This is a genomic window from Bradyrhizobium sp. 138 (assembly GCF_023074075.1).
In the GTDB taxonomy this organism is placed as follows: Bacteria; Pseudomonadota; Alphaproteobacteria; order Rhizobiales; family Xanthobacteraceae; genus Bradyrhizobium.
In genome coordinates this window covers 103,898-127,462 of record NZ_JADPKT010000073.1, presented here as the reverse complement: position 1 = coordinate 127,462, position 23,565 = coordinate 103,898, and the positions used below count along the sequence as shown (strand labels likewise).

Annotated in this window: 26 protein-coding genes; 18 read left to right on the top strand and 8 right to left on the bottom strand. The window is 65.3% G+C overall.

Annotation, left to right across the window (positions count from 1 at the left end; all coding sequences use genetic code 11):
* Nucleotides 1-14 precede the first annotated feature (14 nt).
* From nagZ to surE, 9 genes are all read left to right on the top strand, one after another.
* Entirely contained in the window at nt 15-1,043 is a 1,029-nt protein-coding gene (gene nagZ, locus IVA79_RS25655) for a beta-N-acetylhexosaminidase (RefSeq protein ID WP_247558150.1), read from the top strand.
* Nucleotides 1,040-1,879, top strand: a complete 840-nt coding sequence (locus IVA79_RS25650; protein ID WP_247558148.1) for a ScpA family protein — start codon at nt 1,040-1,042, stop codon at nt 1,877-1,879. The genes nagZ and IVA79_RS25650 overlap by 4 nt, the downstream gene beginning before the upstream one ends.
* 21 nt (nt 1,880-1,900) lie before the next feature.
* Entirely contained in the window at nt 1,901-2,665 is a 765-nt protein-coding gene (gene scpB, locus IVA79_RS25645; RefSeq protein ID WP_247558146.1) for an SMC-Scp complex subunit ScpB, read from the top strand.
* 166 nt (nt 2,666-2,831) lie between these two features.
* A complete protein-coding gene (locus tag IVA79_RS25640) occupies nt 2,832-3,068 on the top strand; it encodes a twin-arginine translocase TatA/TatE family subunit (protein WP_212084662.1) in 237 nt (78 codons plus the stop codon).
* 89 nt (nt 3,069-3,157) lie between these two features.
* Nucleotides 3,158-3,673, top strand: coding sequence for a Sec-independent protein translocase protein TatB (tatB, locus tag IVA79_RS25635; RefSeq protein WP_247558144.1), 516 nt, complete (start codon nt 3,158-3,160; stop codon nt 3,671-3,673).
* On the top strand, nt 3,670-4,482 hold the full coding sequence (gene tatC / locus IVA79_RS25630) for a twin-arginine translocase subunit TatC (protein WP_247558141.1): 813 nt from the start codon (nt 3,670-3,672) through the stop codon (nt 4,480-4,482). The genes tatB and tatC overlap by 4 nt, the downstream gene beginning before the upstream one ends.
* A 136-nt stretch (nt 4,483-4,618) precedes the next feature.
* Nucleotides 4,619-5,950: a serine--tRNA ligase gene (serS, locus tag IVA79_RS25625; RefSeq protein WP_247558139.1), complete on the top strand. Its 1,332-nt coding sequence runs from the start codon at nt 4,619-4,621 to the stop codon at nt 5,948-5,950.
* Between the two features lie 61 nt (nt 5,951-6,011).
* Nucleotides 6,012-6,374 carry a hypothetical protein gene (locus IVA79_RS25620; RefSeq protein ID WP_247558299.1) on the top strand — a complete coding sequence of 121 codons (363 nt, stop codon included), beginning with the start codon at nt 6,012-6,014 and terminating at the stop codon, nt 6,372-6,374.
* Between the two features lie 101 nt (nt 6,375-6,475).
* Entirely contained in the window at nt 6,476-7,243 is a 768-nt protein-coding gene (gene surE / locus IVA79_RS25615; protein ID WP_247558137.1) for a 5'/3'-nucleotidase SurE, read from the top strand.
* Nucleotides 7,244-7,246: 3 nt separating this feature from the next.
* On the opposite strand, the gene IVA79_RS25610 is transcribed toward surE, so the two are convergent.
* Nucleotides 7,247-7,618: a response regulator gene (locus tag IVA79_RS25610; protein ID WP_008547195.1), complete on the bottom strand. Its 372-nt coding sequence runs from the start codon at nt 7,616-7,618 to the stop codon at nt 7,247-7,249.
* Nucleotides 7,619-7,844: 226 nt separating this feature from the next.
* Between IVA79_RS25610 and IVA79_RS25605 the strand changes: the two genes are divergently transcribed.
* Both IVA79_RS25605 and IVA79_RS25600 read left to right on the top strand, forming a co-directional pair.
* Nucleotides 7,845-8,495, top strand: coding sequence for a protein-L-isoaspartate(D-aspartate) O-methyltransferase (locus IVA79_RS25605; protein ID WP_247558135.1), 651 nt, complete (start codon nt 7,845-7,847; stop codon nt 8,493-8,495).
* Nucleotides 8,496-8,604: 109 nt separating this feature from the next.
* The gene (locus tag IVA79_RS25600; protein WP_247558133.1) at nt 8,605-9,981 is read left to right on the top strand and encodes a LysM peptidoglycan-binding domain-containing M23 family metallopeptidase; all 1,377 of its coding nucleotides are present in this window, start codon (nt 8,605-8,607) and stop codon (nt 9,979-9,981) included.
* A 100-nt stretch (nt 9,982-10,081) separates the two neighbouring features.
* Here IVA79_RS25600 and IVA79_RS25595 read toward each other — a convergent pair whose 3' ends face one another.
* A complete protein-coding gene (locus IVA79_RS25595; protein WP_247558130.1) occupies nt 10,082-11,074 on the bottom strand; it encodes an ATP-binding protein in 993 nt (330 codons plus the stop codon).
* Between the two features lie 182 nt (nt 11,075-11,256).
* Here IVA79_RS25595 and yajC point away from each other — a divergent pair, with 182 nt between their 5' ends.
* Genes yajC through IVA79_RS25565 form a run of 6 tightly spaced genes read left to right on the top strand, consistent with a single transcriptional unit; the run spans nt 11,257 to nt 16,913 of the window.
* Complete coding sequence (yajC, locus tag IVA79_RS25590) at nt 11,257-11,625, top strand: preprotein translocase subunit YajC (protein WP_246929167.1); 369 nt, start codon at nt 11,257-11,259, stop codon at nt 11,623-11,625.
* A gap of 47 nt (nt 11,626-11,672) precedes the next feature.
* Entirely contained in the window at nt 11,673-13,277 is a 1,605-nt protein-coding gene (secD, locus tag IVA79_RS25585; RefSeq protein ID WP_247558128.1) for a protein translocase subunit SecD, read from the top strand.
* An 11-nt stretch (nt 13,278-13,288) separates the two neighbouring features.
* The gene (gene secF / locus IVA79_RS25580) at nt 13,289-14,308 is read left to right on the top strand and encodes a protein translocase subunit SecF (protein ID WP_247558125.1); all 1,020 of its coding nucleotides are present in this window, start codon (nt 13,289-13,291) and stop codon (nt 14,306-14,308) included.
* A gap of 60 nt (nt 14,309-14,368) precedes the next feature.
* A complete protein-coding gene (locus IVA79_RS25575; RefSeq protein ID WP_247558123.1) occupies nt 14,369-14,752 on the top strand; it encodes an Mth938-like domain-containing protein in 384 nt (127 codons plus the stop codon).
* A gap of 7 nt (nt 14,753-14,759) precedes the next feature.
* Nucleotides 14,760-15,623 (top strand): phytoene/squalene synthase family protein, encoded by an 864-nt coding sequence (locus IVA79_RS25570; protein WP_247558120.1) that lies wholly within the window; start codon nt 14,760-14,762, stop codon nt 15,621-15,623.
* A 45-nt stretch (nt 15,624-15,668) separates the two neighbouring features.
* Nucleotides 15,669-16,913 (top strand): threonine ammonia-lyase, encoded by a 1,245-nt coding sequence (locus IVA79_RS25565; RefSeq protein WP_247558118.1) that lies wholly within the window; start codon nt 15,669-15,671, stop codon nt 16,911-16,913.
* Nucleotides 16,914-16,923: 10 nt separating this feature from the next.
* Here IVA79_RS25565 and IVA79_RS25560 read toward each other — a convergent pair whose 3' ends face one another.
* Nucleotides 16,924-18,102 carry an aminotransferase class V-fold PLP-dependent enzyme gene (locus IVA79_RS25560; RefSeq protein WP_247558116.1) on the bottom strand — a complete coding sequence of 393 codons (1,179 nt, stop codon included), beginning with the start codon at nt 18,100-18,102 and terminating at the stop codon, nt 16,924-16,926.
* Nucleotides 18,103-18,246: 144 nt separating this feature from the next.
* On the opposite strand from IVA79_RS25560, the gene IVA79_RS25555 reads away from it, so the two are divergent.
* The gene (locus IVA79_RS25555; RefSeq protein ID WP_247558113.1) at nt 18,247-18,720 is read left to right on the top strand and encodes a VOC family protein; all 474 of its coding nucleotides are present in this window, start codon (nt 18,247-18,249) and stop codon (nt 18,718-18,720) included.
* A 12-nt stretch (nt 18,721-18,732) separates the two neighbouring features.
* On the opposite strand, the gene IVA79_RS25550 is transcribed toward IVA79_RS25555, so the two are convergent.
* The 5 genes from IVA79_RS25550 to IVA79_RS25530 form a co-directional block, all read right to left on the bottom strand.
* The gene (locus IVA79_RS25550) at nt 18,733-19,311 is read right to left on the bottom strand and encodes a CAP domain-containing protein (RefSeq protein ID WP_247558111.1); all 579 of its coding nucleotides are present in this window, start codon (nt 19,309-19,311) and stop codon (nt 18,733-18,735) included.
* Nucleotides 19,312-19,373: 62 nt separating this feature from the next.
* A complete protein-coding gene (locus tag IVA79_RS25545; RefSeq protein WP_247558109.1) occupies nt 19,374-20,468 on the bottom strand; it encodes a serine/threonine protein kinase in 1,095 nt (364 codons plus the stop codon).
* A 7-nt stretch (nt 20,469-20,475) separates the two neighbouring features.
* Complete coding sequence (trmFO, locus tag IVA79_RS25540; RefSeq protein ID WP_247558107.1) at nt 20,476-21,903, bottom strand: methylenetetrahydrofolate--tRNA-(uracil(54)-C(5))-methyltransferase (FADH(2)-oxidizing) TrmFO; 1,428 nt, start codon at nt 21,901-21,903, stop codon at nt 20,476-20,478.
* A gap of 125 nt (nt 21,904-22,028) precedes the next feature.
* A complete protein-coding gene (locus IVA79_RS25535; protein WP_007590701.1) occupies nt 22,029-22,181 on the bottom strand; it encodes a DUF1127 domain-containing protein in 153 nt (50 codons plus the stop codon).
* A gap of 468 nt (nt 22,182-22,649) precedes the next feature.
* Nucleotides 22,650-23,474 (bottom strand): lytic murein transglycosylase, encoded by an 825-nt coding sequence (locus IVA79_RS25530; protein ID WP_247558105.1) that lies wholly within the window; start codon nt 23,472-23,474, stop codon nt 22,650-22,652.
* Nucleotides 23,475-23,565 lie beyond the last annotated feature (91 nt).

Genomic DNA, 23,565 nt, shown 5'->3' with positions numbered 1-23,565 from the left:
GTTAATCGGCCGTTATGAGCACGCGGGCCTTCATTACCGGTGTATCCGGAACCGAACTGACCGCCGTCGAGCGGGAGTTTATCCGCGACCAGCGCCCATGGGGCTTCATCCTCTTCAAGCGCAATGTCGCAACGCCGGCTCAAGTCGCTGCACTGGTTGCAGAATTGCGGACGGCTGCAAGCGCGCCTGATGCCCCCATCCTGATCGACCAGGAAGGCGGACGGGTGCAGCGGCTGGGGCCGCCGCATTGGCCGGTCTATCCGCCGGGCGCCGTTTTCGCCGGCCTGTACGACACTGATTCGGCGCTCGGGCTCACCGCGGCGCGCCTGTCCGCCCGCCTGATCGCCGCCGATCTCGCCGATCTCGGCATTACCGTGGATTGCCTGCCGCTGGCCGACGTGCCGGTGCAGGGCGCCGATGCCGTCATTGGGAACCGGGCCTACGGCACCGAGCCGGCCAAGGTCGCGGCGATCGCGCGCGCGGTCACGGAGGGGCTGGAACAGGGCGGCGTGCTGCCGGTGCTCAAACACATTCCCGGCCATGGCCGGGCCACCGCGGACACCCATTTCAAGCTGCCGACGGTCGATACGCCGAGGGATGAGCTGGAACGGACCGACTTCGCCGCGTTCAAGCCGCTGGCGGATCTGCCGATGGCCATGACTGCACATGTTGTGTTTAGCGCGGTCGACCCCGCCCATCCGGCGACGACATCTGCGACAATGATTGCTGACGTGATTCGCGGCGCAATCGGGTTCCAGGGTTTGTTAATGAGTGATGACGTGTCGATGAACGCGCTGTCGGGGAATATCGCCGAGCGGACCCGCGCCATCTTCGCGGCCGGCTGCGACGTGGCCCTGCATTGCAACGGCAACATCGAGGAGATGCGCGAGGTCGCGGGACAGACACCCGAACTGTCCGGCAGGGCACTGGAGCGGGCGAACGCCGCGCTCGCCGCACGCAGGCCGCCGCAGCCATTCGACCGGGCGGCTGCACGAGCGGAACTGGACGCATTGATCGCACGGGCAAATACGGCATCCGCATGACCGCAGAAATTCTATCCTTCGAAACCGGGCGGCCCGCAGAGCTTGCCGAGGGTGAGCCGGCGTTGGTGGTGGACGTCGAGGGCTATGAGGGCCCGCTGGACCTGCTGCTCGCGCTGGCGCGGCAACAGAAGGTCGATCTCGCCAAGATCTCGATCCTGGCGCTGGCCGACCAATATCTCCACTTCATCGAAGCCGCGCGAAAAATCCGGCTGGAGCTTGCGGCCGACTACCTCGTCATGGCGGCCTGGCTCGCCTTCCTGAAGTCGCGCCTGTTGCTGCCGGAGCCGCCGAGCGCGGAAGGCCCGAGCGCCGAGCAGATGGCGACGGCGCTCGCCAACCGCCTGCGCCGGCTGGAGGCCATTCGCGAAGCCGCAAACCGGCTGATGAACAGGCCGCAATTGCAGCGCGACATCTTCCCGCGCGGCGAGCCCGAGCGGATCGCGGAGATCAAGCATCCGAAGTACACGGCGACGCTGTACGATTTGCTCACCGCCTATGCCTCGCAGCGCCAGTCGCGCGTGCTGGCGAGCGTGCATCTGGCCAAGCGCACGGTGTGGTCGCTCGCCGAGGCGCGCGCCACGCTGGAGCGGCTGGTCGGCAGCATCAGCGAGCAGGATGACTGGGGCGTGCTCGACGACTTCCTGATCCGCCACGTCGCCGATCCGACGCAGCGCGCGACGGTGTTCGCCTCCAGCTTTGCCGCCGCGCTCGAACTGGTGCGCGAAGGTCAGCTGGAACTGAACCAGAAAGAGGCGTTTGCGCCGATCTATTTCCGGAAGGGGCGCCCGAAGCCGGTGCCGGACGCAGTTCCTGCGCCCGATGCGCCGGTCGGTTAAGTGCAAGAAGGAGAAGCTGCCATGGCAAGCCTGGCTGAAGTGCGGGTAGAAGAGGCCGAGCCGATGGAGAACGAAACCCAGGCACGTCCCGAGGAACTGCGGCTGCTGGAAGCGCTGCTGTTCGCTTCGAGTGAACCGCTGGATACCGCGACGCTGGCCAAGCGCATGCCTGAGGGCGTCGACGTCAAGGCCGCGCTCGAGCAGCTCCAGGCCGACTATTCCTTGCGTGGGGTCAATCTCGTGCGCGTCGCTAACAAATGGACCTTCCGCACCGCCGGCGATCTCGCCTGGCTGATGACGCGGGAGAGCACCGAGACCCGCCGCCTGTCGCGCGCGGCGATCGAGGTGCTGGCGATCATTGCCTATCACCAGCCGGTGACGCGCGCCGAGATCGAGGAGATCCGCGGCGTCGTCACCTCGAAGGGCACGCTCGACGTGCTGCTGGAGACCGGCTGGATCAAGCCGCGTGGCCGGCGCAAGACGCCGGGCCGTCCGCTGACGTTCGGAACCACTGAGGACTTCTTGTCGCAGTTCACCCTCGAACAGCTCGGCGATCTGCCGGGTCTGGAAGAGCTGAAAGGCACGGGCCTGTTGGATTCGCGCCTGCCGACCGGATTCAGCGTGCCGACACCGTCGGACGACCCGCAGCTCCGCGAGGACGAGGATCCGCTGGAACCGGGCGACGAACTCGATCTGGCGCTGGCGCCTGCGGTCGAGCCCGAAACGCCGGAAGAGACGCCGGACGGCGGCAAAGGGGGCGGCGGCGAGGGTGGCACCGAGGAGTGACACCCCGGCTGTTTGCGGGCTCCTGCGACCAGTTAACACTAGCAAGATTACGTAGTGCCGACAGCGAATTGGCACTACCTTGGTCCTTGTTTTTGAGCCCTGCCAAGCCTACGTTCCGGTGAAGATCGGCCGGGTCCCCGGCCATGCGTGTTTGGAGGGTTGCAGGATGGGTTCACTCAGCATTTGGCACTGGATCCTGGTGATCGCAGTGGTCCTGCTGCTGTTCGGCCGCGGCAAGATTTCGGATCTGATGGGCGACGTGGCGCAGGGCATCAAGGCCTTCAAGAAGGGCATGCAGGACGACGACAAGTCCGGTGACAAGCCCGAGCCGGCCAAGTCCATCGAGCACAACAATGCCGCGCCGACCGCGGCACGGTCCGACGTCGGCAGCAAGGCCGTCTGAGCCGAAAGAAGCACGCGAGATGCGGCCAGCGCCCCGATCCTGCGCGCGAGGGTTGGGCCGGCTGCGGCTTCGTGTGAACGGAAGACCTCATGTTCGACATCGGGTGGAGTGAACTGGTCCTCATCGGGGTCGTGGCCCTGATCGCCATCGGCCCGAAAGAGCTGCCGGGCGTGCTGCGCATGGTCGGACAGTGGATGGGCAAAGCGCGCAAGATGGCCGCCGAATTCCAGGGCCAGTTCCAGGAAGCGATGCGCGAGGCCGAAATGGCCGACCTCAAGAAGAGTTTTGACGAGGTCAAGGAGGCCGCCACCGGCTTCAATCCGCTGACCTCGCTGCAGAAGGACGTCAGCGACGCGCTGCGCGTCGATGTGCTCGACAAGCCGGCCGAGACGTCCACGACGACTGCCGTTGAACCGCCGACGACTTCAACTGAACCCCCGACGACACCCACCACGCCGGAAGCCCCGACGCCCGCGACCTTCATGGAAGCCGAGGCGCATGCGGCCGCGAACGAGCCGCTTGCGATCACCCGTGAGGTCGAGCAGGCAAAGGTTGCGCAGGACACCGCGCCCTCCGAAGCGATCAAGGACGCCAAAGCGTCATGACCGACGCCGATATCGAGGCCAGCAAAGCCCCGCTGATGGACCATCTGATCGAGCTGCGTTCGCGGCTGATCAAGGCGCTGCTCGGCTTCGGCATTGCCTTCATCTTCTGCTTCTTCTTCGCCAAGCAGATCTACAACGTGCTGGTCTGGCCGTTCGTGTGGATCGCTGGCCCCGAGAATTCGAAATTCATCTACACGGCGCTGCTGGAATATTTCATCACCCAGCTCAAGCTCGCGCTGTTCGGCGCCGGCTTCATCTCGTTCCCGATCGTGGCGACGCAGATCTACAAATTCGTCGCGCCGGGGCTGTACAAGCACGAGAAGCAGGCCTTCCTGCCGTATCTGGTCGCGACCCCGTTCTTCTTCGTGCTGGGCGCCGCGCTGGTCTATTTCGTCGTGTTGCCGATGCTGGTCCGCTTCTCGCTCGGCATGCAGCAGGCCGGCGGCGACGAGACCGCGCAGATCCAGCTCTTGCCCAAGGTCGGCGAATATTTGTCGCTGATGATGTCGCTGATCTTCGCCTTCGGCATAGCCTTCCAGCTTCCGGTGATCCTGACGCTGCTCGGCCGGATCGGCATCGTCAGCTCGAAGATGCTGCGTGAGAAGCGCCGCTATTTCATCGTCATCGCCTTCGTGATCGCGGCCGTGCTGACGCCGCCCGACGTGCTCAGCCAGTGCTCGCTCGCGATCCCCTTGCTGGCGCTCTACGAGGGCTCGATCATCGCGGTCGGGATGGTGGAGAAGAAGGCGGCAGCTTCCCAGGCCGCCACCGGCACCGACGTCTCGACGCCGGCCAAACCGGCGGAGTAGGGCGCTTTCGCTTTATCATAGCGGCTACAGCCCATGATTCGTCATGCCCGGGCTTGACCCGGGCATCCACGACTTGATCTAAGGCGACAGACACGTGGATGGCCGGGATAAACCCGGCCATGACGGGAAGACAGCCATGCACGACATCAAATCGATCCGCGACAATCCGCAAGCCTTCGACGCCGGCCTCGCACGGCGGGGCCTGAAGCCGTTGTCGGCCGCGCTGCTCGCGATCGACGAGAAGCGGCGCTCCGCGATCCTGGCTTCCGAGCAGGCGCAGGCGCGGCGCAACGCGGCCTCCAAGGAAATCGGCGACGCCAAGAAGGCGAAGGATGAAGCGCGCGCCGCCAAGCTGATGGCCGAGGTTGCCGAGCTCAAGACCACGATGCCGGAGCTCGAGGCGGCCGCGAAAGCGGCCGACGAGGAGTTGACGAAAGAGCTGTCCGCGATCCCGAACATTCCGTTCGACGAAGTGCCCGACGGTGTCGACGAGCACGGCAATGTGCAGCACCACGTGTTCGGCAACAAGCGCAACTACAGCTTTGCTCCGAAGCTGCATGACGATCTCGGCACCGCGCTCGGTGACATGGACTTCGAGGCGGCGGCAAAACTCTCCGGCGCGCGTTTCGTTGTGCTCAAGAAAGGACTGGCGCGGCTCGAACGCGCGCTTGGCCAGTTCATGCTGAATCTGCACGTCGATGAGCACGGCTATACCGAGATCAATCCACCGCTGCTGGTGCGCAACGAGATTATGTTCGGCACCGGGCAATTGCCGAAATTCGAGGACGACCAGTTCTGGGCGATCAAGGGCGAGCTGCTCGCCGCGCCCGACCATGAGCTGCTGAAGACCGAGCGTCTCGGCCTCATCCCGACCGCCGAAGTGTCGCTTACCAATCTCGCGCGCGAATCCATCCTCGACGAGAAGCAGCTGCCCATGCGCCTCACCGCGCTGACGCCGTGCTTCCGCGCCGAAGCCGGAGCTGCAGGGCGGGATACTCGCGGCATGATCCGCCAGCACCAGTTCACCAAGGTCGAGCTGGTCTCGATCACGACGCCCGAGACCAGCAAGGACGAGCACGAGCGCATGCTCGCCTGCGCCGAGGAAGTGCTGCGTCAGCTCGACCTGCATTACCGCGTGATGACGCTCTGCACCGGAGATATGGGTTTCTCGTCGCAAAAAACCTATGACATCGAGGTCTGGATGCCCGGGCAGGGCGAGGGCGGTGCATTCCGCGAGATCTCGAGCTGCTCGGTCTGCGGCGACTTTCAGGCGCGCCGCATGGATGCGCGTTCGCGCGGCCCCGACGGCAAGCCGCGCTTCGTGCATACGCTGAATGGCTCGGGCACGGCTCTTGGCCGCGCGCTGATCGCCGTGATGGAGACTTATCAGCAGGAAGACGGCTCGATCGCGGTCCCCGACGTGCTGCAGCCCTATATGGGTGGGCTGAAGGTGATTGCGCGCGAGTAGGGTTGCGAAGATCGGGCGGCCGGCTATCCTGCCGGCGCCGTTAACGCGAACCCCAATGTTCATGGCCTTGCACCGCGACATCTTCTGGGTCGGCAGACAATGGGCGGTGACGGCCGCCGGCATCCAGGCGGTGGACCAGCGCCTGCGCGGCGTGCTCGACATCGAGATCGCGCGGCTCTGGGACGACGATCTCGTGCAGAGCCGGCGGGCCAAGCCCGGTGTGAATGCCGCAGACTTCGACAAGGCGCTGGCGGTGGCGCGCGAACGCTTTCCGCAGGCGCCGGAGATGAACCCGTTCGTTGTGCAATTGAAAGCGCTCGGCGTGATCGAAGCTCCCGTGGTGAGCCCGCTCGTGCCGGCGATGCAGCTCCGTGCGGAGGGCCGGCTCGCGCGCTTCCTGCCGCAATGGCGCATCCGCCGGTAACAGGATTGAGCCGGAACCTGGGACCCGAGCGTCCGGTTTGCCTGATCGGCCGGAGCCGGATAAGACGGCTCAGACCCCCCTTACTGGAATCGACCCTTCGCATGCGCATTCTCTGCACCAATGACGACGGCATTCACGCCCCCGGCCTCAAGGTCGTGGAGGAGATCGCACGCGCTCTGTCCGACGATGTCTGGGTGGTCGCACCCGAGCTCGACCAATCCGGCGTATCGCATTCGCTGTCGCTGAACGATCCCTTGCGCCTGCGCGAGGTCGGGCCACGGCACTTTGCCGTGCGCGGCACACCGACCGACTGCGTCATCATGGGCGCGCGCCATATCCTTGGGCCCAAGCTGCCCGACATCGTGCTGTCCGGGGTCAACAAGGGCCGTAACGTTGCCGAGGACGTGGTCTATTCCGGCACCATCGCCGGCGCGCTCGAGGGCACCATCCTGGGGTTGCCGTCGTTCGCGTTGTCGCAGGAGTTCAGCGTCGAGACCCGCGAGCGTCCGCCGTGGGACACCGCGCGCAAGTTCGGGCCAGACATCCTGCGCAAGGTGATCGCCGCGGGCATCCCGAAGGACACCGTCATCAACGTCAACTTCCCGTCCTGCGCTCCGGAGGATGTGCTGGGCGTCCGCGTCACGCGCCAGGGCAAGCGCAATCTCGGCTTCTTGCGGATCGACGAGCGCAAGGACGGTCGGGGCAATCCCTATTTCTGGATCGGCTTCGAGCGCACGGCGATGATGGACACGCCGGCCGACGGCACCGATCTCGCGGCGCTTCGCGAGCGCTATGTCTCGGTCACGCCGCTCAGGCTCGACCGCACCAACGAAGCGTTTTCGGAAGAGCTCAGCGCGACGCTGAAATAGCAGCTAACCGCCGCGGAGCGCGGCTTCGATGGTCTTGCCGAGTGCGTCGAGCTGAAACGGCTTTTGAAGCGCCGGCCGGTCGCGGTACTGCTCGGGCAGGCCGGAGGAGCCGTAGCCGGTGGCAAAGATGAACGGGCAGCCCTTGGCCTTGATCACGTCGGCGACCGGCGAGATGACCTTGCCGTTGACGTTGACGTCGAGGATGGCAATGTCGAACTCGGTCGCCTGGGCGAGCCGCATGGCCTCGGTGATGTCGCCCGCCTCGGCGGCCACCTTGTAGCCGAGCTCTTCAAGCATGTCCGCAACCATCATCCTGATCATCACCTCGTCCTCGACGAGGAATACAGAGCGGCCCGAAAGCCCTGTCGCGGTCATGGTTGAGTCCTTGCCCATTGCCAAAAACGTTCGCAGATAACACGATTTGACGCAATGCGCGTTTCGCCCAGTGGATGCCTGAAAATGGTGATCGCGGCTCGTCCGTGGCAAGCCAATTTGTGGTCAATGCTTCAGTCGAAGCGTATCATGAGTTCCTGGGCAGGAACACAGTTCTCGCGTTCGGGCTTAACGCCCATTGGCCCCGGCAAGACAGCGTAATCAGGCAATGACCTCCAATCAGCACCCGACGGAAAAGATGATGTTTCAGCTCACGCTGAGGCGTCGGGGCATCAGCGATCAGGCGGTGCTGCGAACCATGGAGGAGGTGCCGCGCGAGCTTTTCGTCGACGAGGCCGATCGCGACGGCGCCTACCGCGACAGCGCGCTGCCGATCGCCTGTGGGCAGACCATCAGCCAGCCCTTCGTCGTGGCCTATATGACCGAGCAGCTCCAGCTCCGGAAGCAGCACCGCGTGCTTGAGATCGGGGCAGGTTCCGGCTATCAGGCGGCCGTGCTGTCGCGGCTCGCCGGCCAGGTCCTGACGGTCGAACGCTATCGCAAGCTCGCTGACACCGCACGCGCCAGGCTCGAAAAGCTCGGCTGTCACAATGTCGAGGTGATGCTTGGCGACGGCCTCAACCTGCCGCCCAATATCGGCCCGTTCGATCGCATCATCGTCACCGCCGCGATGGAGCAGATTCCGGAGAATTTGCTCGAGCGGCTCGAGGTTGGCGGCATCCTGATCGCGCCGGTCGGCCCGCATCAGGGCGTGCAGACATTGATCCGCCTGACCCGCAGCGAAGCCGGGATCGAGCGCAAGGAACTCGTCGAGGTCCGCTTCGTGCCGGCACTGCCCGGAGTGGCGCGGGAGCTGTAGATTTCCGTAGCGGCTGTGCCGCCAACATCTTATTGGGAGGGTTAAGCCGTTATTTACTCGGCGCGTGTTTACTTAAAACACCAGTTCTGTTGCGTACGAGTGAGTAACCATGTCCGTCGTCGCCGAGTTGCTTTACTCGCGCCGCGTACCGCAGGTCGCGGTGCTGGCGCTGATCTCCTTCAGTTTCGCAGGATGCAGCGCCGACATGTCGTCGCGGCTGTCCCAGTCAAACTTCTCCAATCCCTTTGCCTCAGACCAGACCGGTTCGGTGCAGCAGGCACCGCCGCCGCAGCGTGAGCTGCCGCAATATTCGCGGCCGCAGACCCAGCCCGGTTATTATCAGTCGCAGCCCTTGCCGCCGCCGGCAGTGTCCGCGCCGCAATCCGTTGCGGCAGGCGGCGGGGTGTCCGGAGGCGGGCGCGGCGTCGGCTCCTACGCGCCCCCGGCGCAGCCGCATCTGGAGACCACGGCCACCGTGCCGCCGCGCTCCGTTGCCGCGGCTCAGCCGGCTGGCGGGACCAAGATCATCGTCGGCACCAGCGACACGCTCGATGTGCTCGCCAAGCGTTATCGCGTCACGCCGCAGGCGATCCTTGCCGCCAATGGCTACAAGGGCCCGCGCGCACTCTCGCCCGGCCAGCAGATCATCATCCCGCATCCGGCCACGGCCGCTGCACCCGCGCCTGCACTGGCTCCGGTTGCGGCAGCTCCCGCTGCGAAGCCGGTTGCGGCCATGGCTGCGCCGTCGAGCACTCACTTCGTCAATCATGGCGACACGCTCGCCAGCATTGCCCGCAAGAACCATATCTCGTCCGCCGAACTGGCCCGTGCCAACGGTCTCGATCCCTCTGCCAAACTCAAGCTCGGCACCAAGCTGACCGTGCCCGGCGCCAAGACCGCCGCCGTTGCAGCTCCGGTTGCTGCGGCGCCGGTCGGGGCCGCTCCGGTTGCGGGGACGCTGCAGCCCGTTGCGGCTGCTCCGGCGCCCGCCACCAAGATGGCCGCGACGGCGCCCGTGCAGAGCGCACGCCTGGCCCAGGCGACGACCAATGTCGAAGAGAAGCCCGCCGAGACCCCGGCGAAGGCCGCGGAGACCACCAGCGCGCTGCCGACCTTCCGCTGGCCGGTGCGCGGCAAGGTGGTCACGAGCTACGGCGCCAAAACCAACGGCAAGTCCAATGACGGCATCAATCTCGCGGTGCCCGAGGGGACCCCGGTCAAGGCGGCCGAAGACGGTGTCGTCGCCTATTCCGGCAACGAGCTGAAGGGTTACGGCAATCTTGTCCTGGTTCGGCACTCCAACGGCTACGTCACCGCATATGCCCATGCGAGTGAGCTGTTGGTGAAGCGCGGCGATCCCATCAAGCGCGGCCAGGTCATTGCCAAGTCGGGTCAATCCGGGGAGGTGGCGTCGCCGCAGCTCCACTTCGAGATCCGCAAGGGATCAAGCCCGGTTGATCCGCTTCAATTTTTGAACGGGGCGTGAGGCGCCGTCAGGCTGTCGCCCTCACAAGAACGCATTGATCGCCCGCCCTGCGCCATTGCGCACTGGAGCGGGCGATCTGGTTTTTGGCTGACCGCTTCCGCTACGTCGCCGTCAGCTTCACGCCCAGCCGGCCCGCCAGTTCCTGCACGAACTGCCAGGCGACGCGGCCCGAGCGCGAGCCGCGGGTGGTCGACCATTCCAGCGCCTCGCGCTCCAGCGCTTCATCGTCGACCTCAATGCCGAAATGGCCGCAATAGCCGCGCACCATGGCGAGATATTCGTCCTGGCTGCAGCGGTGGAAGCCGAGCCAGAGCCCGAAACGATCCGACAGCGAGACCTTCTCCTCGACCGCTTCGCCGGGATTGATCGCGGTCGAGCGCTCGTTCTCGATCATCTCGCGCGCCAGCAGATGGCGGCGGTTCGAGGTCGCGTAGAGGATGACGTTGTCGGGCCGGCCCTCGATGCCGCCTTCGAGCACCGCCTTGAGCGATTTGTAGGATGCGTCATTGCCGTCGAAGGAGAGGTCGTCGATGAACACGATGAAGCGGAAGCTGGCGTCGCGAAGCTTCTCCATCAGCATCGGCAGCGTTTCGATGTCCTCGCGATGGATCTCGATCAGCTTCAGCTTCTCGGCCGGTTTGCGCTCCGCGTTGATGCTGGCATGAGCGGCCTTTACCAGCGATGATTTGCCCATGCCGCGTGCGCCCCAGAGCAGGGCGTTGTTGGCGGGCAGGCCGCCCGCGAACCGCTCGGTGTTCTCCATCAGGATGTCGCGCATCCGGTCGACGCCCTTCAGCAGGAACAGCTCGACGCGGCTGACCCGCGGCACCGCCGAAAGGCGGCCGTCGGGGTGCCAGACATAGGCATCCACCCGTTCGAACGACTCGGCGGAGACGGCCGGCTTGCCCTGGGCGGAAAGGTGCGCCGCAATGGTTTCGAGCGCGCGGACGATGCGCTCCTGGGCGAGGTCCCGGACCGGCTGAGAAGGGGCCCTGGAGGCCGTCGTGGGGCGTTTTGCCGCGACGCGGGCAGGCTTCCTGGCAGGTGTGCGGGGGCCTTGGCCGGCCGGGCTTTTGTTTGGTTTTTTGGGCATGTCCGAAGTTCCTGAGAACGCAGCCTTTATCGGGCCTGAGGGCGCGCCGCAAGGTGGCCAAAAGGGCGGTCTGGCAGCGTTGCAATTGGGGCAATGGCCGCTATAGTCCGCGCGAATTTGACCGAACCGGTCGCCCTTGAGGGCCTGACCGGCTTTCCCCCGTTCTCACGAGGATCGTCCGAATGCTGATTACTCCTGCGTATGCCCAGGCCGCGGGCGCCGGCGACACCAACAGCATGTTGATGTCGCTGCTGCCGTTCGCCCTGATCTTCGTGATCATGTACTTCCTGATTCTGCGCCCGCAGCAGAAGAAGGTCCGCGACCACGCCGACCTCGTGAAGAACATCCGCCGCGGCGACACCGTCGTGACCTCGGGCGGCCTCGTCGGCAAGGTCACCAAGGTCGTCGACGACGACCAGATCGAGTTCGAGATTTCCGACGGCGTGCGGGTGCGGCAGATGCGCCAGATGATCTCCGGCGTGCGCGCCAAGGGCGAGCCGGCCAAGGAAAGCGCGAAGGAAGCCGCCAAGGACGACGCTGCGTCGAAGTGAGCGCGTCCGCGAGCATCTCAAGTCTCCTGATCTGACAGGTCCAGTCGATGTTGTATTTCACGCGGTGGAAGGCGCTCGGGATTATCCTGACGGCGCTGATCGTGTGCCTCTGCGCGGTCCCGAACTTCTTCCCCGAGGCCCAGGTCAAGACCTGGCCCGCCTGGGCGCAGCGCCGACTGGTGTTGGGTCTCGACTTGCAGGGCGGCTCCTATCTGCTGCTCGAGGTCGATTCCAACTACGTGAAGAAGGAGCGGCTCGACCAGATTCGCGACGACGTTCGCCGCACGCTGCGTGATGCCAAGATCGGCTTCACCGGCGGTGTCACCGTGCGCAACGACGCGGCCGAGGTGCGCATCACCAAGGAATCCGACGTTCAGGCGGCGCTCGCCAAGCTCCGCGACTTGTCCCAGCCGTTGGGCGGCCTGATGGGATCCAGCGGTCAGCGTGACCTCGAGGTGGCCGATGCCGGCGGCGGCGTGATCCGCCTGAGCGTCCCGCAGGCTGCAATGCTCGATCGCCTGCGCAAGACCATCGAGCAGTCGATCCAGATCGTCGAGCGCCGCGTCAACGAGCTCGGCACCGTCGAGCCCGTGATCCAGCGCCAGGGCAATGACCGTATCCTGGTGCAGGTCCCCGGCCTTCAGGACCCGACCCGCCTGAAGGAATTGCTGGGCAAGACCGCCAAGATGGAATTCCGCATGGTCGACACCTCCGTACCGCCGGATCAGGCGCAAGCGGGCAGGTTGCCGCCGGAATCCGAGCTGCTGATGAGTGCCTCGCCGCCGCCCACACCCTATGTGGTTAAGAAGCAGGTGCTGGTCGCCGGCGGCGACCTGACCGACGCCCAGGCGAGCTTCGACCAGCGCACGGGCGAACCGGTCGTCAGCTTCAAGTTCAACACCTCGGGCGCGCGCAAGTTCTCGCAGGCGACGCAGGAGAACGTCGGGCTGCCCTTCGCGATCGTTCTGGACAACAAGGTGATCTCGGCGCCGGTCATCCGCGAGCCCATCACCGGCGGCCAAGGCCAGATCTCCGGCAGCTTCACCGTGCAATCGGCCAACGATCTGGCGATCCTCTTGCGCGCCGGCGCGCTGCCGGCGCCGCTGACCGTGGTCGAGGAGCGCACCGTGGGTCCGGGCCTCGGCCAGGACTCGATCGAGAAGGGCGAGCTGGCGGCTTACGTCGGCTCGATCCTCGTCATCGTCTTCATGCTGCTGACGTACCGGCTGTTCGGGGTGTTCGCCAATATCGCGGTGGCCATCAACGTCGCCATGATCTTCGGCCTGCTGTCGCTGCTCAATGCCACGCTGACGCTGCCCGGCATCGCCGGCATCGTGCTCACTGTCGGCATCGCGGTCGACTCCAACGTGCTGATCTACGAGCGCATCCGTGAGGAGCTGCGTGGCGGCCGCAACGCGATTTCGGCGATCGACGCCGGCTTCAAGCGGGCGCTGGCGACCATTCTCGATTCCAACATCACCACCTTCATTGCCGCTGCGGTGCTGTTCTACATCGGCACCGGCCCGGTGCGCGGCTTTGCCGTGACGCTCGGCATCGGCATCATCACCACGGTGTTCACCGCCTTCACCATGACCCGGCTGATCGTCGCCTGGTGGGTGCGGTGGAAGCGGCCGCAGAGCGTGCCGATCTAGGAGCTAAGACCGTGACGCATTACGTTCTCATCGGGCTTGGCATCTTGATTGCCGTCCTCACCGTGGTCGCAGCCCTCGGCCTGCTGCCGTCGCTGCGTATCGTCCCGGACGATACGCACTTCGATTTCACGCGCTTCCGCCGCATCAGCTTCCCGATCTCGGCGGCGCTGTCGATCGTCGCCATCACGCTGTTCTTCACCCATGGCTTGAATTTCGGCATCGACTTCCGCGGCGGTACGCTGCTGGAAGTCAGGGCGAAGTCGGGCGCTGCGGACATCGCCGCGATGCGCACGACGCTGGATTCCTTGCGTCTCGGCGAAGTGCAGTTGCAGCAATTCGGCGACGCCGCGAACGTCCTGATCCGGGTAGCCGAGCAGCCGGGCGGCGACGCCGCGCAGCAGGCTGCGGTGCAGAAGGTTCGCTCCGCCCTCGGTGATTCCGTCGAGTATCGCCGCGTCGAAGTGGTCGGCCCGCGCGTTTCCGGCGAGCTGCTCGCCTACGGCATGCTCGGCCTGATGCTCGCGATCGTCTCGATCCTGATCTATCTCTGGTTCCGGTTCGAATGGCAGTTCGCGCTGGGCGCCATGATCGCCAACGTGCACGACATCGTGCTGACGATCGGCTTCATGTCGATCAGCCAGGTCGATTTCGACCTGACCAGCATCGCCGCGCTGCTGACGATTCTCGGCTATTCGCTCAACGACACCGTCGTCATCTACGACCGCATCCGTGAAATGCTGCGCCGCTACAAGAAGATGCCGATGCCGCAGCTTCTCAACGAGTCCATCAATTCGACGCTGTCGCGCTCGATCATCACCCACTTCACCGTGACACTGGCGCTGCTCGCGCTGCTGTTGTTCGGCGGTCACGCGATCCACAGCTTCACCGCGGTGATGATGTTCGGCGTGGTGCTGGTCGGCACCTATACGTCGATCTTCATCGCGGCGCCGATCCTGATCTATCTCGGCGTCGGCGAGCATCGCGAAGATGCGCCCGATACGGCACCGCCCGCGAAGAAAAGCAAGGCATGATCCGAACCGCATGCCCTCGCACGAGTTGGCGAGGGCAGTAAGCTCATTCGGACCCAGCTCATGGCCGGCGATCCCAACGCTCCCCATTTCCCGCGCTCGGCGCCGATCGAGGCCTATGGCAAGGGCGGCTTCGCCTTCGCCGGCATGTCGCATCGGGGGTCGCTGCTGTGCCTGCCGGACGCGATCTGGGCCTGGGACGTGACCGACCCCCAGAAGATCGACCGCTATTCGCTGGACCGGGTGTTCACGGCCGCCAACAGCATCGACACACTCCTGGTCGGCACTGGAACCGGGGTCTGGCTGCCGCCGCCGGAGCTGCGCCAGGCGCTCAAAGCGGTGAGGGTGGTGCTGGACACGATGCAGACCGGTCCTGCCGTGCGCACCTACAACATCATGATCGGCGAGCGGCGGCGGGTCGCCGCTGCGCTGATCGCGGTGCCATGAACAGCACATGAGCAGCGCCGCTCGGCCGCCCGATTCCGTCGCCTTCTGCGCCGATCTCGTGCGCAGCCATGACTTTCCGCGCTACGCCGCGACGCTGTTCGCGCCCGCCGCCGAGCGCCGCGCGCTGCTGGCGCTCTACGCCTTCAACGTCGAGATCGTCCGCGTCCGCGACCAGGTGAGCCAGCCCTTGCCCGGCGAGATCCGCTTTCAGTGGTGGACCGACCTGTTTTCGGGCCTGGTCCACGGCAGCGCCGAAGGTAATCCGGTCGCAGCCGAGCTGCTGCGTGCGATCCGTGATTTCGACCTGCCAGTCGAGCCGCTGTCACTGCTCGTCGACGAGCACCAGTTCGACCTCTACAACGACCCGATGCCGACGCTGACGGCGCTGGAGGGCTATCTCGACGCGACCTGTTCGGCGTTGTTTGGTTTGGTGGCGCAGGTTCTGGGCCCGCCATCGGAGGCGGCCCAGCATCTCGCCCGTCATGCGGGGTTGGCGCAGGGCATCGTGCAGGTCATTACGAACCTGCCGCGCGATGCATCGCACCGGCAACTGTTCCTGCCGCAGCAGGTGCTGGCGAGCCATGGCTGCCAGATGGAGGACGTGTTTGCCGGCAAGGACACGCCGAGCCTGCGTGCCGTGCTGGAGCAGCTCGTGGGCGAGGCGCAGCAGCATTTGACCACGGCCTTGTCGCTGCTGGCGCAAGTGCCGGTCGCGGTGCGTCCGGCGTTTCTGCCGCTGAGCCAAGTCAAGGCCGACCTCAAGCGCCTGTCGCACCCCGGCCGCAATCCGTTCGCGCCGCAGCCGACGTCGCGGCTGAGCACGCTCTGGACGCTGTGGCGGGCTTCACGTTCCCGGGAATTTACCAAATAGCGGCTGGCATATCGCCTCGAACCGCCGGATGCTCTATGCTGTCCCATGGCTGAGTTGTCCCAAAGCACGTCGTCCGATCTAAGCGGTTTTCCGGTCGCGCCGGGCGACATTCACGCCGCCGCCGATACCATCCGGGGTGCGGTCGTCGAGACGCCCTGCAGCTATAGCCGCACGCTGAGCAGCATCTGCGGCTGCGAGATCTGGCTCAAATTCGAGAACCTTCAGTTCACCTCGTCCTTCAAGGAGCGCGGCGCGCTCAACCGCCTCACCGCGCTGACGCCGGAAGAGCGCGTGCGCGGCGTCATCGCCATGTCGGCCGGAAACCACGCGCAGGGCGTTGCCTACCACGCCAAGCGGCTCGGCATTCCCGCCACCATCGTGATGCCGATCGGCACGCCGATGGTGAAGATCGAGAACACAAGGCATCACGGCGCGGAAGTGGTCGTCACGGGCGCGACGCTGGAGGAGGCGGCCGCCTTCGCGCGCAGCCACGGTGAAGCGCGGGGCATGATTTTCGTCCACCCTTACGACGATCCGCTTGTCATCGCGGGGCAGGGCACCGTCGGGCTGGAGATGATGAGAGCCGTGCCGGAGCTCGACACACTGGTCGTCCCGATCGGCGGCGGCGGGCTGATCAGCGGGATTGCCATTGCCGCAAAGTCGATCAAGCCGTCGGTGCGCATCCTGGGTGTCGAGGCCTGGCTCTATCCCTCGATGTACAACGCCATCCATGACGGCAATCTGCCGGCGCGCGGCGATACGCTGGCCGAAGGCATCGCTGTGAAATCGCCCGGCAAGATCACCACCGAAATCGTCCGCCGCCTCGTCGACGACATCGCACTGGTCAACGAAGCCGAGCTCGAGCGCGCGGTGGCGACCCTGATCTCGATCGAGAAGACGGTGGTCGAGGGCGCCGGCGCCGCCGGCCTCGCCGCGCTGATGTCGGACCCGACCCGCTTTGCCGGCCAGAAGGTCGGTCTCGTCCTGAGCGGCGGCAATATCGACACGCGACTGATCGCCTCGGTCCTGACACGCGAGCTCGCGCGCGAGGGGCGGTTGACGCAGCTCTCGCTCGATATTCCTGATCGCCCCGGGCAGCTGGCCGCCGTTGCGGCGCTGCTGGCCGAAGCCGGCGCCAACATCATCGAGGTCTCGCACCAGCGGACGTTCTCCGACCTGCCGGCCAAGGCGACGCTGCTGCAGCTCGTCATCGAGACCCGCGATGCCGCCCATCTCGACGAGGTGATGGCGAGGCTCAGCGCATCCGGCTTGAGCGCGCGCTGCACCTGAGCGAGCGCCGCTATCGCCGAGGCAATCCCGCGAGGTGGTCGATCAGGCGGTCGATCTCGGCTTCCGTGTTGTAATAGTGCGGGGAAGCGCGCGCGAGCGGCGGCAGCGCGCGGACTTCGGCATCGATGCGGGTGCTCGACGGATGTGAAGCGCCGATCGTGATGCCCGCCGCGGCGGCGCTGCCGACGATGGCGTCCGCCTCATGTCCTCGCATCGTGAAGCTGACGATCGCGCTGGGCGTGCGCCCAAGATCGCGAATGGCGATGCCGGGAATGGAGGCGAGGCCGCCGCGAAGACGGCCTGCAAGCAGGCGGCAGCGTTGTTCGATGGGGCCAAGGCCGATCGCGAGGGCATAGTCGACAGCGGCGCCGAGACCCAATCGCGCCGCGTAATTGTTCTCCCAGGTCTCGAAACGGCGCGCATCGTCGCGAAGCCGATACTCATTGCGCGAGACCCAGGGCGCGGCGAAGTGATCGATCATCGGCGGCTCGAGCCGCTGCAGCATCCCCCGGCGGACATAGAGGAAACCGGTGCCGCGCGGGCCGCGGAGGAATTTGCGCCCCGTGGCCGACAGCATGTCGCAGCCGATGGCTTCCACGTCGACCGCCATCTGACCGACGGCCTGGCAGGCGTCGAGCAGATAAGGAATGCCGTGGCTCCGGGCGATCTTGCCGATCTCCGCTGCGGGATTGGCCAACCCGCCATTGGTCGGAACCCAGGTGATGGCAATCAGTTTGACGCGCTCATCGATCATGCGTTCGAGCGCGTGGACGTCGAGCTCGCCGGTGGCATTGCTTGACACCACATCGATGACCGCGCCGGTACGTTTGGCGACCTGAAGGAACGCCACGTAGTTGGCGGCATATTCCGCCTCGGCAGTCAGGATGCGATCGCCCGCGCGAAACGGAAGCGCGTAGAACGCCATCTGCCAGGCCACCGTCGCATTCTCCACGAGCGCGATCTCGTCGGGCGCAGCATTCAACAGGCGCGCCACGGAGCCGTAGACGGCTTCGAGCCGGGCTGCCTCCCGACCGGCCGCGGCATAACCGCCGATCTCGCTTTCCAGATCGATATGCTGCTTCATCGCCGCGACAACGGGGGTCGGCATGAGTGCCGCGCCGGCGTTGTGGAGATATGCCAGCCGGGAGGCGGCAAGCGTATCGGCGCGAATTCGGTCGATGTCGATCACGTGGGAGCCTCTGCCGTTGGATTGCCGGAACTAGACACAATGACGCACGAGAGCGCGACCGGCAAACGGAAGGTGCTCCTGGGGCATTGATTCCGGTACCTAGGCTGATAGAGCGTGATGCTGGGGAATGGAAAGGACTCGCAAATGGCGAAGAACACGATTTGCCTCTGGTTCGACAAGGACGCCGAGGCGGCTGCCCGCTTCTACGCTGAGACGTTCCCCGGCAGCGCAGTGAGCGCCGTGCACCGAGCGCCCAGCGACTACCCGTCCGGCAAGGCCGGTGACGTGCTCACCGTCGAATTCACCGTCGCCGGCGTTGCCTGTCTCGGTCTCAATGGCGGTCCGATCTTCAAGCACAACGAGGCCTTCTCGTTCCAGATCGCGACCGACGATCAGGAGGAGACCGACCGTTATTGGAGCGCCATCGTCGGCAATGGCGGGCAGGAAAGCGCCTGCGGCTGGTGCAAGGACAAATGGGGCATTTCCTGGCAGATCATCCCGCGCGTGCTGACCGAGGCGCTGGCGGCTGGCGGCACTGAAGCCAAGCGCGCTTTTGATGCCATGATGGGGATGACGAAGATCGATGTCGCCGCGATCGAGGCGGCACGGCGCGGCTGAAACTGTCCTGCCTCAGATGCAAAGGCTGAGCAGCTTGATGTGACAGCTGCTGGACTTTGGCTTGCTTGCCGGCGCGGCCTCGCGTTTCACGGCAACGACGGGCTCCTTGTCCTTGTCCTTCTTCTTGCCTTTGCCCTTCGGCTCGTAATCGCCCGCGATCACCATGGCCCAATAGGTGCGCTTGCCGCTGGCGTTCCTGGCGCTGGCGATGCCGACGCGGGAGGCGTTGTGCAGCAACAGGTTCTTGCGGTGCCCGGACGAGTCGATCCACTGTCCGAGCGTCTTCTCGAAATTATCGTAGCCGTAGGCGATGTTCTCGGCGGCGCGGCCAGCGCCGGCCGGCGCGACACGGCGGTTGAACGGGCCGAGCGCATCGTGGCTGAGATCGTCCTTGGCGGCCATCGCCTTGGCCTGGTCCATGGCGATGCGGTCGAGCGTGGCATCGCGGACGACCCGGACTTCACCGTGCTTGAGGCGGAAGCTCGAGATCAGCTCGGCCGGGGAGTCAGCCCTTGCGGGCGCGGCTACTAGCAGAAGGCCGGCGATCAGACCGCCCACCACACGATAAATCAGCGTCCCCCGAGCGCCCATGACCCCACCGCGTCTGCCTTGTTCGACCGCTTCTCTTTCGCCAATGTGGACGCTTCAAGGCGCTAGCTTGCCGGTAGATCCGCCTCGAAGTTGAAGCGGTCGCGCAGATTCTTCCGCTGTTCAAGGATGTCCTTGAGGAATGCGCGATCCTGGTCGTTCTTCATCATCGGCTCGATCAGGTCGAGCTGGTTCATGGCGACCAGCTGCAGGATCTCGGTGCGCGGCTTGCCGCTGGTGTCGCGCGGCAGCGCGTGCACGACCTGGATGTGTTCCGGCGGCTTCGGCCCCTTCGCTGCCGTGAGCTCGTTCCGCAACTGGCCTTCGAGCATGGCTTGATCCGCCTCGACGAAGGCATAGAGCCCGACGCCCGAGCGGCGGTCGGCAAACGCGACGATAGCGGTGTCGCGTACGGCCGGGTTCTTGCGGATCAACTCGGTCAGGACCGGCGCATCATTGACCAGCCGGCGGCCGCCGCCCTCGCGGTCGGTGAAGTTGAACAGGCCGCGCGTGATGGCGCGATAGACTTTTTTGCCGGTGGCGAGCCACAGGCTGGCCGCGAACGACTTCTTGGCGAGAATCTTTCGCTCGCGCGGCGTCAGCGCTTCCGGCGCGTAGGAGCGCTTGTGCTTGAGCAGGTGCCGTAGGTCTTCGTAGGCGAGGATGCGATAGAGCCGCCCGCGCCGCGCAAAGCAGGCCGCGAGCTGGAAGTCGGTGACATAGGCGTGGCCGTCGCGGCCGACCAGCCAGTTCTGCTCCTTGGCAAGATCGTTGTGGCAGATGCCGGCGCGGCGCAGCCGGCGCAGGGCGGCCTTGGCCGAACGGAAATAGGCGAGGTCGCCATGCGGCTTTGCCAGATGCAGAGCGACACCGTCGACGAAACCACGCACCAGCGCGCGGCGGCCGGCCCAGAGCAGCTCGGGACCGACATCGAGGCCCTTGGCGAGCGCGAGCGCACGCTTCTCGCGGGCGAACAGATGGCGCGCCAGCAGGAATGACCACCACGGCACTTCGTCCAGCCGCCGCAGCACCGCGTCGACCTCGCCGCTCTCGCCGCGGAAGCGGCCGCGCTCGACGGTCGAGAACACGTCGCGCTTGAGCAGCACGCCCTCGGTCCAGCGCGCCGAGAGCTCTGCGGCGTCGTCTTTGGGGAGGCTCATTGCAAGCTCACGCGGCTGCAGCAATGCGCAAATGATCGGCGATCCAGCGATCGAGATCGGCGAGCGCCCGTGCGCTCATCGCCTGCTTTTTGGCCACCGTCTTCTCGTTGCCGCGCAGGCGCGTGCCGTCGGGCTTCTTGGTCGGCGCGGTCGCAAGCGGCGGGAACAGGCCGAAATTGATGTTCATCGGCTGGAACGACCGTGTGCCGGGCTCGATGGTCTCGATATGGCCGCCGGTGATGTGGCCGAGCAGAGATCCCAGCGCGGTCGTGCCCGGTGGACCGACAAGCGTCTCGCCGCGCGCGTTTGCCGCCGCATAGAGACCGGCGATCAGACCGACGCTGGCCGATTCAACATAGCCCTCGCAGCCCGTCATCTGGCCGGCAAAGCGCAGCCGTGGCAGCGCGCGCAGGCGCAACTGACTGTCGAGCAGCTTCGGCGAGTTCAGGAAGGTGTTGCGATGCAGGCCGCCGAGGCGGGCGAACTCAGCCTTCTCCAGACCGGGAATGGTTCGGAAGATGCGCTGCTGCTCGCCGTATTTCAATTTCGTCTGGAAGCCGACGATGTTGTAGAGCGTGCCGAGCTTGTTGTCCTGACGCAGCTGCACGATGGCATAGGCCTTCGTGGTGGGATCGTGCGGGTTGGTGAGGCCGACCGGCTTCATCGGGCCGTGGCGCAGCGTCTCGGGGCCGCGCTCCGCCATCACCTCGATCGGCAGGCAGCCGTCGAAATAGGGCGTGTTGGTCTCCCACTCCTTGAACTCGGTCTTCTCGCCTGACATCAGCGCGGCGACGAAGCCGTCATACTGCTCCTTGGTCATCGGGCAGTTGATGTAGTCGGCGCCGTTGCCGCCGGGGCCGACCTTGTCGTAGCGCGACTGGAACCAGGCCACCGACATGTCGATGGATTCGCGGTGGACGATCGGCGCGATTGCGTCGAAGAAGGCGAGCGCGTTCTCGTCGGTCAGCTCGCGGATGGCATCGGCCAGCGGGGCGGAGGTGAGGGGGCCGGTGGCAACGATGACGTTGCTCCAGTCTTCCGGCGGCAGGCCTGCGACTTCGCCGCGGGCGATCTCGATCAGGGGATGGTCGTGCAGCGCCTTGGTGACGGCCGCGGAGAAACCATCGCGGTCGACCGCAAGGGCGCCGCCGGCGGGCACCTGGTTAGCATCGGCCGCGCGCATGACCAGCGAGTCGAGCCGGCGCATCTCCGCGTGCAAGAGGCCGACGGCGTTGTTGGCGGCATCATCCGAGCGGAATGAATTGGAGCAGACGAGCTCGGCGAGCCCGTCGGTGCGGTGCGCCTCGGTCATGCGGGTGGGCCGCATCTCGTGCAGCACCACGGGGACGCCGGCTTTCGCGACCTGCCAGGCGGCCTCGGAGCCGGCAAGGCCTGCGCCGATCACGTGCACAATGTTGGATAGGGATCCTGTCATGGGCGGACAGGTAGCGCTTTTCGGCGGTCAGTGGAATCGCCGAGATCGAGTTTTCTGCCACCAGATACGACAACGCCCGCACGAGGCGGGCGCTATCGGTCGGTCCGGTGAAGGGCTGAACGATATCAGCCCTGATACTGACCGGCGGCAACGCGCGGGATGTCCGAGCGATCGAGGCCGATGTCGGCCAGTTCGCGATCGCTGAGCTGGGACAGCTCGGCAACATTGCGCTGATAGTCCCGGAAGGCCTGGATCATGCGGATGAGCGAGAGCAGCATTGGTAGTCTCCTGTAGTTCGATTCAGCCCTTGCCCGGGCCTCATCGTTGAAGTGAATATAGATGAGAGTGGTGCAGTGCGAAAGTTCCTATGTTGCGATGCAGCTAGGCGCTGGGTGCATAGCCTAGGTAAGACACGCTTAACGCTTTGGCAGTCCGCCGCGATGTGCGCGCAAAATCAGCAGGTCCAAGACATAACCTCCGTGAAATCACGGTGTTAATAGCAAGCCCGGGATCTTGTCATAAGCGAATATGGTGCCGATGGATGATCGGGCAGCCAATTCAGCAGCTTCTAAACTCAAGTCTTGCCTGCATGATTCGCATAAGGCAGAAGACATTAGAAATGAATCTTTATTCATTATTGTGCAAAGAGCAGCGTCCGTTGCCGACGTGGCAATGCGGGCAAGTAGGGCAATGCGTCTGAGAGGCTGGCCGCCGAGCAAGCCGGACCTGCGTGTAGCCCAGGGAACCTAGGGGGCGCGGGCCAGCTGGGTGGCGAAATAGGCGACGGTCTTGGAATAGACCTCGCTCTTGTTCCACTGCTTGAGCACCTCGAAGTTCGGACTGCCGGGCTGCCAATCCTTGCCCTTCTGCCAGCCATAGCCGGCGAGATAGTTGGCGGTGGAGGCCAGCACGTCGGGGGCGTTGTGCAGGAGATCGCGCTTGCCGTTGCCGTCGAAATCGACGGCGTATTTCATCCAGGACGACGGCATGAACTGGGTCTGGCCGAGCTCACCGGCCCAGGCACCCTTCATGTCGGCGGGCGCGAGATCGCCGCGCTGGACGATGCGCAGCGCATCCATCAGCTCGGCGCGGAACTGCTCGGCGCGCCGGCAATCATAGGCCAGCGTTGCGAGCGAGCGGATGGTGGCGAACTTGCCGGTGTTGACGCCGAAATCGGTCTCCAGGCCCCAGATCGCGACCAGCACTTCGCCGGGAACGCCATAGGTCTGCTCGATGCGCGACAGCACGGAGCCGTATTGCTTCATCCTGTTGGAGCCGCGCTCCAGGCGCGGCGGCACCATGCGGCCGGAAAATTCCTCGAAGGTCTGGCTGAAGACCTTTTGCGAACGGTCGCGGTTGAGCACGCTCTGATCCAGCGTCACGCCGGCGAGCCCCGATGCAATGGCTTGCTGCGAGATGCCCTTGGCCGCAGCGTCGGTTTTGAAGTCGGCAAGCCAGGCATCGAAATTACCCGAACCGCAGGCAACCGCGGCGAGCGCTGGCTGGGCGGACAGGATTGACGCGGAGAGGGCGAAAGCTGCGAGAGCGAGACGAGAAATCGTCGAGGTCATTCGAATAAATGGATTCCGTGAAGCGATCTGACCGGCGGCGCAATCTCGGTCGGAACCGCGGCCAAAGCAAGGCGTGCGGCCCTGTCCGCGC

Excerpts from the sequence above, each read along its gene's own strand:
- nagZ (WP_247558150.1), top strand. The coding sequence starts at position 15 with ATGAGCACGCGGGCCTTCATTACCGGTGTATCCGGAACCGAACTGACC.
- IVA79_RS25650 (WP_247558148.1), top strand. The coding sequence starts at position 1,040 with ATGACCGCAGAAATTCTATCCTTCGAAACCGGGCGGCCCGCAGAGCTT.
- scpB (WP_247558146.1), top strand. The coding sequence starts at position 1,901 with ATGGCAAGCCTGGCTGAAGTGCGGGTAGAAGAGGCCGAGCCGATGGAG.
- IVA79_RS25640 (WP_212084662.1), top strand. The coding sequence starts at position 2,832 with ATGGGTTCACTCAGCATTTGGCACTGGATCCTGGTGATCGCAGTGGTC.
- tatB (WP_247558144.1), top strand. The coding sequence starts at position 3,158 with ATGTTCGACATCGGGTGGAGTGAACTGGTCCTCATCGGGGTCGTGGCC.
- tatC (WP_247558141.1), top strand. The coding sequence starts at position 3,670 with ATGACCGACGCCGATATCGAGGCCAGCAAAGCCCCGCTGATGGACCAT.
- serS (WP_247558139.1), top strand. The coding sequence starts at position 4,619 with ATGCACGACATCAAATCGATCCGCGACAATCCGCAAGCCTTCGACGCC.
- IVA79_RS25620 (WP_247558299.1), top strand. The coding sequence starts at position 6,012 with ATGGCCTTGCACCGCGACATCTTCTGGGTCGGCAGACAATGGGCGGTG.
- surE (WP_247558137.1), top strand. The coding sequence starts at position 6,476 with ATGCGCATTCTCTGCACCAATGACGACGGCATTCACGCCCCCGGCCTC.
- IVA79_RS25610 (WP_008547195.1), bottom strand. The coding sequence starts at position 7,618 with ATGACCGCGACAGGGCTTTCGGGCCGCTCTGTATTCCTCGTCGAGGAC.
- IVA79_RS25605 (WP_247558135.1), top strand. The coding sequence starts at position 7,845 with ATGACCTCCAATCAGCACCCGACGGAAAAGATGATGTTTCAGCTCACG.
- IVA79_RS25600 (WP_247558133.1), top strand. The coding sequence starts at position 8,605 with ATGTCCGTCGTCGCCGAGTTGCTTTACTCGCGCCGCGTACCGCAGGTC.
- IVA79_RS25595 (WP_247558130.1), bottom strand. The coding sequence starts at position 11,074 with ATGCCCAAAAAACCAAACAAAAGCCCGGCCGGCCAAGGCCCCCGCACA.
- yajC (WP_246929167.1), top strand. The coding sequence starts at position 11,257 with ATGCTGATTACTCCTGCGTATGCCCAGGCCGCGGGCGCCGGCGACACC.
- secD (WP_247558128.1), top strand. The coding sequence starts at position 11,673 with ATGTTGTATTTCACGCGGTGGAAGGCGCTCGGGATTATCCTGACGGCG.
- IVA79_RS25575 (WP_247558123.1), top strand. The coding sequence starts at position 14,369 with ATGGCCGGCGATCCCAACGCTCCCCATTTCCCGCGCTCGGCGCCGATC.
- IVA79_RS25570 (WP_247558120.1), top strand. The coding sequence starts at position 14,760 with ATGAGCAGCGCCGCTCGGCCGCCCGATTCCGTCGCCTTCTGCGCCGAT.
- IVA79_RS25565 (WP_247558118.1), top strand. The coding sequence starts at position 15,669 with ATGGCTGAGTTGTCCCAAAGCACGTCGTCCGATCTAAGCGGTTTTCCG.
- IVA79_RS25555 (WP_247558113.1), top strand. The coding sequence starts at position 18,247 with ATGGCGAAGAACACGATTTGCCTCTGGTTCGACAAGGACGCCGAGGCG.
- IVA79_RS25550 (WP_247558111.1), bottom strand. The coding sequence starts at position 19,311 with ATGGGCGCTCGGGGGACGCTGATTTATCGTGTGGTGGGCGGTCTGATC.
- IVA79_RS25545 (WP_247558109.1), bottom strand. The coding sequence starts at position 20,468 with ATGAGCCTCCCCAAAGACGACGCCGCAGAGCTCTCGGCGCGCTGGACC.
- trmFO (WP_247558107.1), bottom strand. The coding sequence starts at position 21,903 with ATGACAGGATCCCTATCCAACATTGTGCACGTGATCGGCGCAGGCCTT.
- IVA79_RS25535 (WP_007590701.1), bottom strand. The coding sequence starts at position 22,181 with ATGCTGCTCTCGCTCATCCGCATGATCCAGGCCTTCCGGGACTATCAG.
- IVA79_RS25530 (WP_247558105.1), bottom strand. The coding sequence starts at position 23,474 with ATGACCTCGACGATTTCTCGTCTCGCTCTCGCAGCTTTCGCCCTCTCC.